Source organism: Dyella sp. 05T440, assembly GCF_056395965.1.
Map to the genome: position 1 here is coordinate 217,892 of NZ_JBFTKN010000004.1, position 15,136 is coordinate 233,027.

Here is a 15,136-nt window from a genome sequence, read left to right on the forward strand (position 1 = left end):
CCAGTGACATACCAGACAACACCAGTTCCCCTGAGACACCTCGGGAAGCTGCGCTGGGCAAGGATTCGCCAGCAAAATTGGTACCACCCGCAAGGCCGCGAAAAAACAACTGATTGCCAGATTGGTATGGTCATTGGTATCGTTCCGGTATGGAAACCGCCCTCGTCAACGAATACCGCCGGCTCAGCCGCGACCCCGCCACCAGCCAGCCGCTGGCGTATCTGCGTCTGCGCCGGGCCATTCGCAACGTGGTCGAGCACCGCGATATCGAACCCGGCCAGGCGCTGCCGAGCGAGCGCGATCTTTCCCGCCTGCTGCAGCTGTCGCGCGTGACCGTGCGCAAGGCGATCTCCGGCCTGGTCGAAGAAGGCCTGCTCAACCAGCGCCACGGCGCGGGCACCTTCGTGGCCGAGCGCATCATCAAGCCAATGTCGCGGCTCACCAGCTTCACCGAAGACTTGCGTGCGCGTGGTCTCAATCCGCGCTCGGAATTTTCCGAACGCATCATTGGCGAAGTGACGCCTGAAGAATCGATGGCGCTCAATCTGTCGCCGGGCGTGCTGGTGGCCCGCCTGCATCGCGTGCGCTACGCCAAGGAAGAGCCGCTGGCGATCGAGCGCAGCGTGGTGCCGGCCAGCATTCTGCCGGACCCGACCATCGTGCAGGACTCGCTGTACGAGATCCTCGAAACGCTGGGCGCCCGGCCGCGTCGTGCGCTGCAACGCCTGCGCGCCGTGTCGCTCGGCGCGCAGCAGGCCCGCCTGCTGCATGTACCCGCAGGCAGCGCCGGCCTCAACATCGAGCGCCGCAGTTTTCTCGATGACGGCCGCGTGGTGGAGTTCACCACCTCGTGGTATCGCGGCGACATCTACGACTTCGTGGCTGAGTTGCAGACCGACTGAAGTCCGCGCCACGACGTCTTTTGCTTGCGTCACGCTGAAGTGACGATCGCGTGAATCGCGCAGGCGTCAGAGACATGACGCTTGGCCTATACGCACTTACGGCACATTCGTTAACGCAGCATTGCGTGCATAACGTGCGATAGAGCTGGCTGACCGCAGGGCCGCTCGTGTCCAGGGCGCGGACGAGGGCGCGCTGCCGACGACGATACGCACACCGTGAATCTGTTCGCACCATTCATACGTCGTCCGATCGGCACTTCGGTGCTGGCGTTCGGTCTCGCGCTGGCCGGCTTCTGGGCGTATCTGCTGCTCGGCGTGGCGGCGCTGCCGTCGCTCGAATTCCCGGGCATGGTGGTCTACACGGAGTTGCCTGGCGCCAATGCGCAGACCATGGCGTCGACCGTGGCGGCGCCGCTGGAGCGTCACCTCGGACGCATTCCCGGCATCAAGGAGATGCATTCGGAGAGCAATGACGGCTCGACCTCGGTGCGCATCATCTTCAATTTCGGCAACAACACCGACAAGCTTGCGCGCGACGTGCAGGCGGCGATCAACGCGGCGCAGGCGGATCTGCCGGCCAACATCCCTATCCCGCCGCGCTACTACAAGTTCAACACGGCCAACATCCCGGTGTTGCTGCTGTCGCTGACTTCCAATTCGCTGCCGCCGGACAGGCTTTACGACCTGGCCGACACGCTGATCAATCCGGCGCTCTCGCAGATTCCCGGCGTGGCGCAGGTGCGTGTCATCGGCGGCCGGCCGAAGGCAGTGCGCGTTGAACTGGACACCGGCGCGCTGGCCGCGAAAGGCCTGACCGCCAACGATGTGGCGAACGCCTTGCGCGCTGCGAACGTGACCTCACCCGAAGGCGCGCTCACCGACGGCCACACCCAGATGACGGTCGCCGCCACCGACGCGCTCAGCACGCCGCAGGAATTCGGCAAGCTGCTGATCGCGATCCAGAAGGGTTCGCAGGTGCGCCTGTCCGACGTGGCCAAGGTGAGCACCGGCCAGCAGGATGAGTACCAGGCGGCATGGTTCAACAACCATCGCGCCGTCGCCGTGCGCATCAGCAAACGCCCGGAAGCCAATGCCGTCGCCACGGCGGATGCAGTGCGGGCGAAACTGCCGCAGATGCGCGCGTGGCTGCCGGCCGACCTGAAGATCACACCCATCTTCGACCTGACCCAGACCACCAAGTCAGCGCTGCACGAGGTGGAAGTGGCGCTGATGATCAGCGTCTTGCTGGTGGCGCTGGTGATGCTGGTGTTCCTGCGCCGGGTGGGGCCAACCCTGATCGCCATGCTGAGCGTGCCGCTGTCGCTGGCGGGCGCGTTCACCGTGATGTGGATACTGGGCTTCACCCTCAATACCTTGTCGTTGGTCGCGCTGGTGCTGTGCATCGGCTTCGTGGTCGACGACGCCATCGTGGTGATCGAAAACATCGTGCGCCACATGGAACACGGCTCACCACCCTTGCAGGCCTCGCTGGATGGCGTGAAGGAAATCGGCTTCACCGTGGTCTCGATCACGCTGTCGCTGATCGCCGTCTTCGCGCCGCTGCTGTTCGGCAACAACCAGTTCACCATGCTGCTGCGCGAGTTTTCAGTCACCTTGACGGCCGCCGTGGTGATCTCTGCCGTCATCTCGCTCACGCTGACGCCTGCGCTGTGCGGCCGCTATCTCACGCTGGAAAACGCGGGCGGGCGCGTGCCCAATCGCATGGAGCGCGCGCTGGAACGGTTCGATCGCTGGCTGCATCGCATCTACCAGACGGCGCTCGACTGGGCCATGCGGCACCGGCGCCTGATGCGCTGGCAGCCGCTCATCCTGCTCACGCTCACCGTGGGCATGGCGATGGCGGTGGTCAAACTCTACGGTTTCGATTTCATGCCGCAGGAAGACATCGGCATGATCCAGGGCGATGTGAAGGCGGACATCAATATCTCGCCCACGCTGATGGCCGAGCGCGCGAAGAAGGCGGCCGCCATCATGCTGGCCGACCCGGCGGTGCTGGACGTCACCACCTTCCTTGGCAGCGACAACGCCGGCGGCGCGGTGGGCAACCAGGCGACCATGTTCGTCGACCTCAAGCCGCGCGGCCATGGTGTCGGCATGCGCGACGAGTCGATCAAGGACACCATCGCGCGACTCAACAAGGCCTACGAGAAGCTGCCCGACCTGCATGTCGCGCTCAATTCCATCGGTTTCTTCAACGACAACAACAATGCCAATCGCGGCAGCGAAAGCTTCCAGCTGATCAGCAGCGACAACGTGGACCTGCAGCCGTGGGCTTATAAAGTCACCCAGCAGATGCGCAAGCACAAGGAATTCCGCGACGTCAGCAGCGATTACGACGATGTCGACAAGCAGCAGATGCTCACGGTCGACCGCCTCACCGCAGGACGCCTGCAGCTGAGCATGGGCAATATCGACTCGGCGCTGTACAACGCGTTCGGACAGCGCCAGGTGTCGATCATCTATTCCAATATCAACCAGTACTGGGTGGTGCTGACCTCGTCAGCCGAACGTTCGCTCAGTCCCGACACGCTGCTCAATACCTATGTGCGCAGCGACAGCGGCAACATGGTGCCGCTGTCGGCCGTGGCGCATATCGAGCAGGCGGTGCAGCCGTCGCTGGTCATCCACACCAACCAGCTCGAAGCGACGCAGATCTACTACAACCTCGAACAGGGCCTGCCGCGGGACAAGGCGACGGCGCTGATCGAGCAGATCGTGTCCGACGCGCGCCTGCCGCCGGGTATTCAACTGGGCTATTCCGGCGACGCGCAGAACCTGCAGGAAACCAAGTCCAATGCGAACGTGCTACTCCTGGGTTCGATCCTGGCGATGTATATCGTGCTGGGCATTCTGTACGAGAGCCTGGGCCATCCGCTGACCATTCTCTCCACCCTGCCGGCCGCGGGCGCGGGAGCCTTCCTGGCGCTGCTGGTCACCGGCACCTCGATGTCGCTGATGGCCATCATCGCGATCCTGATGCTGATCGGCATCGTGAAGAAAAACGCGATCCTGATGGTCGACTTCGCCTTGGTGGCGCAACGCGAACACGGCATGTCGCCACCGGATGCGATTCGCGAAGCGGCGTTGGTGCGCTTTCGTCCCATCACCATGACCACCCTGGTGGCGATGGGCGCGGCCCTGCCCCTCGCCGTCGGCTTCGGCATCGGCTCCGAACTGCGCCAGCCGCTGGGTGTGGCCATCGTGGGCGGCCTGCTGGTATCGCAGCTGCTGACCTTGCTGAGCACACCGGCGATTTACCTGTGGAACTACGACCGGAAGCTGCACAAGGAAGCCCGGCGGGCGAAGCGGGCGGCCAAGCGGAGGCTGAAGGTGCAGACGGCGGCGGGCTGAGGGGTAGGGTAGTTTCGCAGGGATCGTCGCGACCGCTCTTTTGTAGGAGCGCGCTTGTGCGCTGCCAGCCGACGGAGCGGTGCACCAACACGCCGCGGTCGCGCACAAGTGCGCTCCTACAAGAGGTCGCGCTGGCCTGTGGATGGCGGATCAATCTTGCCGGTCGGCTCTTCTGTGGGAGCGCACCCTGTGCGCCACAAACCTACGGAGCGGTACACCGCAGCGTGGCTGTCGCGCACAGGGTGCGCTCCCACAGACAAGCGCCAGGCGCGGCACCCAATTTGAATAGGGAGGCTCCAAAGCCAACGCGCAGCGAGGCCCCGCTTTAAGTCCTCAGCGATTCGGGCGCGTTGCGCAGCGCTTGGAAGTATCCGCTGTGTACCCTCGGAGGTTGTCCCACAACAGCGCGCCTCAACCGTTCGGGCTTATCCCAACACGATGCTGCGGGCGTTATCAGGCCATTTTCTTTGGGTTACTTTTCTTTTGGGCCAGCAAAAGAAAAGTGACTCGAGCGGTGGCAGCCGTTCGAAACGCCCGCCGCGTAGGCGGCACCCTGGCCTCAAGGCAACAGCCAAAGACTGAAGAAGCAGGATGACCAGCCTTCGCTGTTGAAAAGCGCCTCCGGCGTACGGCGGAATGACGAGCAAAAGGGCTAACGGCGGCAAGACAACGAGCAAAAGCAAAAGCCCTGTCCGCACCACGACGACAAGCCCAAAGTCCACCTCCCCCACCAAACCCACCTCCAAAACCCCGTCACCACTAACCCTCCCCACCCCTGCCTTCCGGCACGGACCGACTTCAGGCACATTCGCCCATGCCGCCAATGCAGGCATAAATGGCACTATGTGCGGGCTCTTTGCCTTGCTTACGTGAACGTACGCCCTCGCTGATGGTCTGCCTGGGTAACGGCGCGCGCCCTAACTGGTATGGAAACCTGAGTGAATATCTTCGCCCCCCTCATCCGTCGCCCCGTGGGCACGTCGCTGCTGGCGCTTGGCCTGCTGCTTGCGGGTGCGTTCGCATATCGCCTGCTCGGCGTGGCTGCACTGCCGTCGCTGGAATTTCCCGGCGTGTATATCGTCGCCTCGATGCCGGGGGCGAGCGCGCAGACCATGGCGTCCACCGTGCTCGCGCCGCTGGAGCGCCATATCGGGCGTATCCCGGGCATCGACGACATGTACGGCAATGCATCGGAGGGCTCGGCGTCGATCCAGGTGCGCTTCACCTTTGATCGCACCGCCGACAAGGCGGCGCGCGACGTGCAGGCAGCGATCAATGCGGCCCAGGCCGATCTGCCGGCGCTGCCCAGCCCGCCGCAGTATTTCAAGTTCGACACCTCGCAGATTCCCATCCTGCTGGTCTCGCTGACCTCGACGGGGCTGCCGCAGGACAAGCTGTACGACCTCACCGATACGTTGCTGAAGCCGGCGGTGGCGCAGATTCCTGGCGTCGCGCAGGTGCAGGTATTCGGCGGCACACCGCACGCGGTGCGCGTGGAGTTGGATATCAACGCGCTGGCCGCGAAGAATCTCACCGCCAATGACGTGCGCAATGCGCTGATCGCGGCAAACGTGACGTCGCCGCAAGGCATCCTCACCGATGGCCGCACCCAGATGACGGTGACGGCCAACGATGGCCTGAGCGAGGCGTCCGATTTCGCCAACGTGCTGATCGCGTCGAGGAACGGTTCGCCTGTGCGCCTTTCCGACGTGGCCAAGGTGACCAGCGGCCAGCAGGATATCTATCAGGGCGCCTGGTTCAACGCCCAGTCGACCGTGGCGATGCAGATCAGCAAACGCCCCGAAGCGAACGCGGTGGAAACGGTGGACGAGATCCGCCGACGCCTGCCGGAGTTCCGCCAGTGGATGCCGGCGGATGTGCAGATCACCCCGATCTTCGACCTCACCACGACCACCAAGTCGGCCTTGCACGAAGTCCAGGTCGCACTGCTGATCAGTATCGTGATGGTGGTGCTGGTGATGCTGGTGTTCCTGCGGCGCATGCGGCCCACGCTGATCGCCTCGCTGAGCGTGCCGCTCTCGCTGGCCGGCGCCTTCGTGGTGATGCTGGCGCTGGGCTATACGCTCAATACCTTGTCGCTGGTGGCGCTGGTGCTGTGCATCGGCTTCGTGGTCGACGACGCCATCGTGGTGATCGAGAACATCGTGCGCCACATGGAGAAGGGCGAAGCGCCGTTGCAGGCTGCCTTGATCGGCGTGCGAGAAATCGGTTTCACGGTGGTATCGATCACGCTGTCGCTGGTGGCGGTGTTTGCACCGCTGTTGTTCGGCAACAACATGCTGATCATGCTGCTGCGCGAGTTCTCGGTGACGCTGACGGCGGCGGTGGTGATCTCCGCCCTGGTCTCGCTCACGCTGACCCCGGCGCTGTGCGGCAAGCTGCTCAAACATGAAGAGCCCGGCGAGCGCACGCCTGGTCGCATGGAGCTGGCGCTGGAGCGCTTCGACAAGGGTCTCCACCGCGTGTACGAACGCTCACTGGACTGGGCCATGCACCATCGCCGCGTGATGCGTTGGCAGCCCCTGGTTCTGCTCATTGCGACGTTTGTGCTCGGCTGGGCCGTGGTGGCGACCGCGGGCGGCAACTTCATGCCCGAAGAAGACATCGGCATGCTGCAGGGCGATATCCGCGCCGACGCCAATATCTCGCCCACGCTGATGGCCACGCAGGCGCAGAAGGCCGCCGACATCATGAAGGCCGACCCAGCGGTGCTCGATGTGCTCACCACGCTGGGTGGCAACGATGGCAACGGCGCCGTGGGCAACGCGGGTACCATGTTCGTCGACCTGAAGACCAAGGGCAGCGGCCCGAACGATCGCCACGACAGCGCCAAGGTGGTGATGGAGCGTCTGTCCAAGCAGTACGACGCGTTGCCTGGCATACGCGTCTCGCTGAGCCTGGTGCAGTTCCTCGGCGGCGGCGGCAGTGGCGACAAGGGCGGCGCCTACGAATTCCAGCTGATCGGCAGCAATGGCGAAGACCTGCAGCCGTGGACGCTGAAGATGGTCCAGCAGATGCGCAAGACCAAGGAATTTCGCGACGTTGGCAGCAACTTCGACCTGGTCGGCAAGCAGCAGCAGCTGAAAGTGGACCGCAACGCGGCCGGTCGCCTGGGCGTGACGATGGGCGATGTGGACACCGCGTTGCTCAACTCCTTCGGTCAGCGCCAGGTGTCGGTGATCTATTCGGACATCAACCAGTACTGGGTGGTGCTCACTTCGAGCTCGGCAACGTCGCTGAGCCCCGAGGCGCTGCTCAATGTGCGCGTGCGAAATGCGCAGGGTGAAATGATTCCGCTGTCGGCGATCTCGCGCATCGAGCCCAATATGAGCCCGACCCGCATCCGCCATCACAACCAGCTCGAAGCCTCGACCATCAACTACAACCTGGCCAAGGATGTCACCCAGGATGTAGGCACCCGGCTGGTGGAGAACGCGGGCATCATCGTGGGCCTGCCCGAAGGCGTTCGCATCGAATGGACCGGCCAGAACCAGCGACTGCAGCAGGCCAAGAGCAACGGAATGGTGCTGCTGATCGGCGCGATCATCGCCATGTACATCGTGCTGGGCATCCTCTACGAGAGCCTCGGCCATCCGCTGACCATTCTCTCCACGCTGCCAGCCGCCGGCGCCGGCGCCTTCCTGGCGATGCTGGTCACCCAGACGCAGCTCACCCTGATGGCCATCATCGCGATCCTGATGCTGATTGGCATCGTGAAGAAGAACGCGATCTTGATGGTCGACTTTGCACTCGTTGCACAACGCGAACGCGGCTTGTCGCCGCCTGACGCGATCAAGGAAGCCGCGCTCGTGCGGTTCCGCCCGATCACCATGACCACGCTGGTGGCGATGGGTGCGGCGCTGCCGCTCGCCATCGGCTTCGGCGTCGGTTCGGAAATGCGCCAGCCGCTGGGCGTCGCCATCGTGGGCGGGTTGTTGGTATCGCAGCTGTTGACGCTGCTGAGCACGCCGGCGATTTATTTGTGGAATTACGATCGCAAGATTCGCAAGGAGGCACGCCGGGTGAAGCGGGCGGCGAAGAGGGCGTTGAAGGCGCAGACGGCGTTGGGGTGAGGCGCGTCGCCTCTATTTGGCCCCAGTTGAGCGCCAGAGCCCAGTGCGTGGCTGCTTTCTGTAGGAGCGCACTTGTGCGCGACCAGCCAACGGAGCAGGACACCCGCGCGCTGCGGTCGCGCACAAGTGCGCTCCTACATGGGTTTCGCTCGCTCCCAGGTCGCGTCGGAGAGGTGGGGATCGTTCATTTTGTGGGAGCGCACCCTGTGCGCGACAGCCACGCCGGGGTGTACCGCTCCGTCGGTTTGTCGCGCACAGGGTGCGCTCCCACAGACAAGCAGGTCCTGCCAAGGTGTGATCAATCCTTCGGACTCGTACACGCCGCCACCCTGGCCCCCTCGACCTGCACTACATCCTTCCCGCCAAGACTCACACTCGCCGTGTAGTGCTCCGCGGAATCAAACTTCACCCGCCCTCGCGCAGCATCCGTCAAACCCGAACACTGCAAAGACCAACTGAGCGCCGTACTGCTCCGATGCTGGTCGACGCGTTCGCACTGGCCATAACCAGGCACGGGGAGCTGGGCAAATTCCACCCACGGATCCGGGCCTTCGTCCACGCAATGCCAGGTCACCTGTGGCTCGCCTTGCTTGCCGTGATCGAAGACACGCGTGGTGATCTTCCAAAGTCCCGGCATCGCCTGAAAGTCGCCGGGGTCGGCATGGCCCGGTTCGCCGATGAACGCCGCACCCAGCAACACCAGGATCGCGACGAAGCGCGACACCGCGTGACCGCGACGGCCGTCTGCGGCGGAACTTGAAGGATTCATAGTCGGCAGTACCTCCAACGCACGAAAGACCCCACCCGCTTTCGCGGGCAGGGTCCGGTCCGCGCTATTGCATCAGTCCTGTGTTTCAGCTGCTGCGTAGCCGTGGCCACGGCCATCGCTGCCGAACGAGAACATGTTCATCAAGTTGCCGATGGCCGGCGCATTGAGTGGCACATACGGATTGTTGGGCAGCGACACCGGGTTGGGCAGGTTGTCGCGACTGCGATGGGAAATGGTCTCGCGCAGGCCCCAGTTGGCTTCGACGAATTTGTCGAAGGACACATGGTCGTAGTACGTGTGCACCACGCGGCCGCCTTCGGAGTAGCGCGAGATCACCAGCATCGGGATGCGCGTGCCGTCGCCGAAGAAGTCGATCGGCTGCACATAGCCCGAATCGTAATAGCCGCCGCCTTCGTCAAAGGTCACCATGATCACGGTGTCGTTCCACACCTTGGGGTTGGCCTTGGCGAGCTCGACGATCTTCTTCACGTAGCCTTCGAACAGATCCAGCTTGGACGAGGCCGGGTGGCCGTCCAGGATGCCGTCCGGCTTGGCGATGGAAACCGCCGGCAGCGTGTCGTTCTGGATGTCGTTGTAGAGATCGGTGATGTCCTGGTTGTTCGCACGCAGCTTGGGATTGGTCATGACCTGCGTGGAGTACAGGAACGGATCGCAGATGTTGCAGAACGTGCCCGCTTCACCGTTCTCCTTGCCGCTGGCATAGCCTTCGCCGTAGTACTTCCATGACACGTGGTGGCGATTCAGCAGCAGCGCGAGGTTGTCCTGGCGCGTCGGCGGGATGGTGAACTGCTGCGCGCCCAGCGGTGCCGGCGTGCCATCACCCAGATAGCCCGGGTTGTAGTTGTTCACCAGGTAATAGGCGTTCTTCTTGCAGTCGGTGCCGTGGAAAGTGCGATACGGCAGGGACTTCAGATAGTCCTTCACGACGCCCACGCCGGGCTGCGTGTCGTCCGCGCAGTTGACGTAGGAACCGCCGCTGTAGCCGTCCTGCACATACCAGTTGTTGGTGCCCGCCTGGGCGTCCGGGTTCTCGATCTGGTTCGACGGCGGCGTGGCCGGATCGCCATTGCCATCGGCGTAATAGATCAGGTCACCGAAGCCCAGCATGATGTGGTTGGCGCCCGTGCCGCCCATCACCGACTGGTGGAAGTTGTCGCTCAGCGTATAGGTGCGGGCGAGCTCGGCGAAATAGGGCGCGTCGCCCTTGGCGATGTTGAGGAACTGCATCGCGGTGGAGCCTTCGCCCGTGGTCTGGTCGTCGAACCCGGCCGGCTGCGCCTTGCCATTGGTGCCTGCACCGATCGTGGTTTCCACCCACGGGAACAGGTCCATGCGGCAGCCGCTGGGATTCTTCGCGGTGCCTGCGTGGACATCGCAGTCCATCTGCTGCCACATCTGGAAGAAGCGATGCACCGGGCTATTGGCGTAATCGTCGTAGCTGATCGATGCGTGCATATCGACGGGCGCGTTGGCCAGCTGCGACGGGAAGCGCGTGTCGACCACGTCGTTGGGCAGGCCCGTGCCGCCGGCGGCGAGTTCGCCGTACGCATCGGACGGGAGTGCCGGCTCGATGGCCTGTGCCTGCGCGGCTGAAGCAAACGGTGCCTGCGTGGGCGCACCGCCGGTATTCATCAGCGGCAGCGTGGCGTACGCGGTGGTGTGCTTGGGCGCCAGCGCAAACTTGCCGGTGCTGGTGGCCTGCCACTGCCTGGCAGCGGCGACATTCGGACCCGGCGTGCCGTCGGCATTGACGATGCCTTCGGACAGCAGGTTGTGCACGCTCTGTCCCTTCGGCGGCGTGTACGTGGCGTAGACGTGATCGAACGTGCGGTTTTCACCGATCAGCAGGATCACATGCTTGATGGGTGTATTGGTGCGATCGTCGTTGCTGTCGTCGCCGCCCGGCCGGTGCAGCACGGTGACGCCAGTGGCGGGAGCCTGACTGGTCGAAACAGCATTCTGATCGGTGGAGTTGCTCTGGGCGCTCACCACGCCGGCAAGGCCGACGGAAAGCGTACCAATGACAAACGGCAACAGCCGCTTGCGAACGTGCGTCATGGACATGACTTCGATCTCCAGCAGCTTCTGAACGAAGGCTGCGCCGGTGTTCCCCCTGATTAGCTGGCGCCTGTTCGCAACCTTTGGCGGCGCCAGCCGGGGGCGAGTCTCGTCCGCACAGATGACGGACCCTTGGCGCTTTTGCGACAGGAATTTCCGGTTAGATGACAGTGGGGAGACGTCGCAAGGGCTTGCGTGTCAATGGAGGCTGCGATGGCCTGTACACGTTGGCTTGCGAGCGCTTGCCGTTGCGAGATGATTGCGCATCAGCAAGAAATTGCCCTTTCGATGGACTGTTTAGATCGTGCGATGGCGCACGTTTGGACGTCTTATTGGTTTGCGATATCGAGGGATTGGGTGTTTCGCCGCGGTAGCGGTGCGCGCCTGACTAGCGGGTGATCGCCGGCTTGGCGGCTTGTCTGTGGGAGCGCACCCTGTGCGCGACTGGCGCACGTGAGTGTCCCGCTGCGTAGGTTTGTCGCGCACAGGGTGCGCTCCCACAAAGAGCCGACCGGCAAGATTGATACGTCGTCTCCGGAATGTCGTCCCTTGTAGGAGCGCACCTTGTGCGCGACCGCGGCGTTTGGGTGTACCGCTCCGTAGGCTGGTCGCGCACAAGTGCGCTCCTACAGAGAGCGGCCCGGCAACCACGAGCTGCGTGGCTCTTGGCCATCTACCAGGCGTCACCCCGGCAACAACTGAAACGGCCTCATCATCTCGTTGTCCTCATGCTCCAGCAGATGGCAATGCCACACATAACGCCCAGGTTCACCCTCGAACCTCGCGATGATCCGCGTCACCATCCCCGGATCCGCACGCACCGTATCCTTCCACCCCATCTCCTCGGGCCCAGGCGGTATCGCCGGCCCCGTGTACTTGAGCGTCTTGCTTTCGTTCCACGCGAAAAGATCGAACGGCCGGCGCTCCAACACCTGAAAGCGCACCAGATGCAGATGCATCGGATGCGCATCGCCGGTGAGGTTCACCATGCTCCAGATTTCGGTGGTGTTCTGCCGCGGGTCTTCGGTGATCGGAGCGGACCAATGCTTGCCGTTGAGCATCATCATCATCGGGCTGCCTCCGGCATCGTCCTGTTCGCCCAGCGTCAGCACGCGATCGCGCACGGCGCTCGCCACGGCAAGGCGCTCGATCGTGCGTAGCGTGGTCGGCATCACGCCAGCGTCTCGGCGCCCCTTGTCGCGCACGCGAAACTCCATGATCGCTTCCGCCTGCTGGCGCAGCTGTACCTGCTTGCCAGCCATGCCGGTGAAGTCGATCACCACATCGGCGCGTTCGGCTGGATAGAGCGTGACGCGCTGACGTGGCACAGGCGCCGCCAGCAGGCCTTGATCACTGGCGATCTGCGTAAACGTCAGCCCGCCGGACAACGACATCTCGTAGAAGCGGGTATTGGCTGCGTTGACGAGTCGCAAGCGATAGCGGCGCGGCTCGACCTCGAAGTACGGGTACAACTTGCCATTGCACAGGATGGCGTTGCCATTGCACTCGGAAACCCACGGCGCGTCCGGATCATCAGAGACGGGGTAATAGAGCTGCCCGTCCTTCGCGATCAGTCGGTCGCACAGGATCAGCGGCAGATCGCATTCGCCGTTGGGAAGATTGAGTGACGACTCTGCATCGTCCTCGATGAGATACGCACCAAGCAGCCCCGCGTAGATATTGAGGCGCGTGATCCCCATCGCGTGATCGTGGTACCAGAGCGTGGCGGCATCCTGCGCATTGGGATAATGCGACACGCTGGAATGACCGCGCACGAACCATTCTTCCGGATAACCATCGCTTGATGGCGGCACGCGCGCGCCATGCACATGCGTCACTGTGCGTACTTGGGGCTTGTCGCGCTCGGCGCCGTGGATATTGTGATCGATCGGCAGGAAATGCTTTTCGGGCAGCGCGTTGGCCCATTCGATCAACAGCGGCTCGTCGCGCCGGGCCAGCAAGGTCGGCCCCGGAAACGAACCCTCGTAACCCCACATGGGCGTGGGCGGCAGATCGCGATGCAGCTGCGTCTTGAAAGCGCGCATCTCCATCCGATAGAACGGCAGTTGCTTGCCTGGATAAGCGGGATGCGCCCGCTGCCCCGTCGGCTTGGCGATGGCAGGCAGCGGCAAGGGGTCCACGAAGCGCGCCAGGGTCACCGGGTTCACCAGCGGCACCTTGGGCGCGGCAAGCTGCGGCATGGCCATGCGCGCCATCTTCTCGTCGCCGATGGCGGGCGAGGACCAGGCGAGCAAGCCCAGTTCGGCAGCCGTGGCGGCGCCGACCATATCGACCATGCCGCGCAGAAACTGCCGGCGCGAGAGGTTCATGCGAGTCATCCGGACACCCTAGGCAGCCCGGATGACAGGTACGTGGCAATGTGTGAAACCTGGTTCACCCTGCGCGCATCCACGCGCAGGGCGAGACAGATTATTCCGCTGAAGCGGGCACGCCTTGCCCGGTCGTGGGTGCCTGCTGGCCCGCCACGGCGGCTTCTTCGCCGGCTTTGTTCAGGCCGGCCTTGTCGATCGGCGTGGCCAACATGCGTGCGCGACGCCAGCCGCCCCACTTGTAGTAGCCCATCGCCATCAGCATCGAGGCCAGCGAGCCCAGCGGGAAACTCCACCAGATCGAATCGGCGCCCAGCCGCGGCGCCAGCGCCAGTGCAAACGGCGGGCGGAACAGCCACATCGAGATAAACAAAATCACCAGCGGCGGCACCACGGCGCCGGTGGAACGCACCACACCGAACAGCACGAAGGTCACGCCGAAAAACATGAACGACCACACCGCGATGCTGTTGAGGTGCTGCGCCAGCGCCAGCGCCTCGCCGTCATTGGGCAGGAACATGCCAAGCGCAGCGTGGTTGAACAGATAGATCAGCGCAATGAGCATGCCGCTCAAGAGGAAGTTGTAGAGCACGCCCACCTTGGTGATGCGGCTCACGCGGTCCCACAGTTTTGCGCCCACGTTCTGCGCCGCCATCGACGACACCGCCGCGCCGATCGCCATGGCCGGCATCTGCACATAGGTCCACAGCTGCGTCGCTGCGCCGTACGCGGCGGTGGTCTTGGAGCCGTAGTTGTTCACCATGTGGATCATGATCATCGCGGAGCTGGAGATCACGATCATCTGCAGGCCCATCGGCAGGCCCTTGAACACCAGCGAGCGCAGGATCTCCATATCGGGCTTCAGATACCCCAGCTCGCTGCGCGTGAGGCGCAGGAAATGCTTGCGCCGGTACAGCGTGACCAGCAAGGCGACCAGCGCCACCGACTGCGCAATCAAGGTCGAAGTGGCCGAGCCGGCGATGCCCATCCGCGGGAACGGCCCTACGCCAAAGATCAGCAGCGGGTTGAGTACGATGTCCATCAGCACCGACAACGCCATGAAGAAGAACGGCGTGCGCGAATCGCCCGCGCCGCGCAGCGTCATCATCAGGAAGGCGTAGAAGTACATCGACGGCACGGCGATGAAGATGATGCGCAGGTAAGGCACCGCGAACGCCTGTGCATCGACCGGCGTATTGAGCGCGTTGAGCATCCACGGCGTGCCGAAGTAACCGGCGATGGCCACGATGATGGAGACCGAGACGAAGAACGTCACACCGGTGCCGACCACACGCTTGGCCTCGAGCATGTTGCGCGCGCCCAGGCTCTGGCCGATCAGGATGGTGCAGGCCATGCTCAGGCCGAACACCGCGCCCAGCAGCAGGAACAGGATCAGGTTGGCGTTGCTCACCGCCGTGAGCGCGGCTTCGCCCAGGTAGTGGCCGATCCACATCGCATTGACGGAGCCATTGAGCGACTGCAGCACCGTGCTGCCCAAGATGGGCAACGCGAACATCAGCAGCGTCTTGGCAATCGGTCCTTCGATAAGCAGGGGCTGCTTTGCAGCAAGAGATGACATCGAATCATTCC

General features: G+C 63.6%; 7 protein-coding genes. 3 read left to right on the plus strand and 4 right to left on the minus strand.

What is annotated here, in order from left to right; all coding sequences use genetic code 11:
* Positions 1-149: 149 nt before the first annotated feature.
* The 3 genes from AC1DE1_RS06655 to AC1DE1_RS06665 all read left to right on the plus strand — a co-directional run bounded on the left by AC1DE1_RS06655 (position 150) and on the right by AC1DE1_RS06665 (position 8,368).
* Entirely contained in the window at positions 150-902 is a 753-nt protein-coding gene (locus tag AC1DE1_RS06655; protein ID WP_121883188.1) for a GntR family transcriptional regulator, read from the plus strand.
* Between the two features lie 216 nt (positions 903-1,118).
* On the plus strand, positions 1,119-4,274 hold the full coding sequence (locus AC1DE1_RS06660; RefSeq protein ID WP_477176580.1) for an efflux RND transporter permease subunit: 3,156 nt from the start codon (positions 1,119-1,121) through the stop codon (positions 4,272-4,274).
* A 938-nt stretch (positions 4,275-5,212) separates the two neighbouring features.
* Positions 5,213-8,368, plus strand: a complete 3,156-nt coding sequence (locus AC1DE1_RS06665) for an efflux RND transporter permease subunit (RefSeq protein WP_477176579.1) — start codon at positions 5,213-5,215, stop codon at positions 8,366-8,368.
* A gap of 298 nt (positions 8,369-8,666) precedes the next feature.
* Here the strand turns inward: AC1DE1_RS06665 and AC1DE1_RS06670 are convergent, their stop codons facing one another.
* The 4 genes from AC1DE1_RS06670 to AC1DE1_RS06685 all read right to left on the minus strand — a co-directional run bounded on the left by AC1DE1_RS06670 (position 8,667) and on the right by AC1DE1_RS06685 (position 15,125).
* Positions 8,667-9,137, minus strand: a complete 471-nt coding sequence (locus AC1DE1_RS06670; RefSeq protein WP_477179026.1) for a DUF3617 domain-containing protein — start codon at positions 9,135-9,137, stop codon at positions 8,667-8,669.
* Between the two features lie 72 nt (positions 9,138-9,209).
* Positions 9,210-11,222: an alkaline phosphatase family protein gene (locus AC1DE1_RS06675; RefSeq protein WP_477176577.1), complete on the minus strand. Its 2,013-nt coding sequence runs from the start codon at positions 11,220-11,222 to the stop codon at positions 9,210-9,212.
* Positions 11,223-11,899: 677 nt separating this feature from the next.
* Complete coding sequence (locus tag AC1DE1_RS06680; protein ID WP_477176576.1) at positions 11,900-13,546, minus strand: multicopper oxidase family protein; 1,647 nt, start codon at positions 13,544-13,546, stop codon at positions 11,900-11,902.
* Positions 13,547-13,646: 100 nt separating this feature from the next.
* Positions 13,647-15,125 carry an MATE family efflux transporter gene (locus AC1DE1_RS06685; protein WP_477176575.1) on the minus strand — a complete coding sequence of 493 codons (1,479 nt, stop codon included), beginning with the start codon at positions 15,123-15,125 and terminating at the stop codon, positions 13,647-13,649.
* Between the last annotated feature and the right edge of the window lie 11 nt (positions 15,126-15,136).

Excerpts from the sequence above, each read along its gene's own strand:
- AC1DE1_RS06655 (WP_121883188.1), top strand. The coding sequence starts at position 150 with ATGGAAACCGCCCTCGTCAACGAATACCGCCGGCTCAGCCGCGACCCC.
- AC1DE1_RS06670 (WP_477179026.1), bottom strand. The coding sequence starts at position 9,137 with ATGAATCCTTCAAGTTCCGCCGCAGACGGCCGTCGCGGTCACGCGGTG.
- AC1DE1_RS06675 (WP_477176577.1), bottom strand. The coding sequence starts at position 11,222 with ATGTCCATGACGCACGTTCGCAAGCGGCTGTTGCCGTTTGTCATTGGT.
- AC1DE1_RS06680 (WP_477176576.1), bottom strand. The coding sequence starts at position 13,546 with ATGAACCTCTCGCGCCGGCAGTTTCTGCGCGGCATGGTCGATATGGTC.
- AC1DE1_RS06685 (WP_477176575.1), bottom strand. The coding sequence starts at position 15,125 with ATGTCATCTCTTGCTGCAAAGCAGCCCCTGCTTATCGAAGGACCGATT.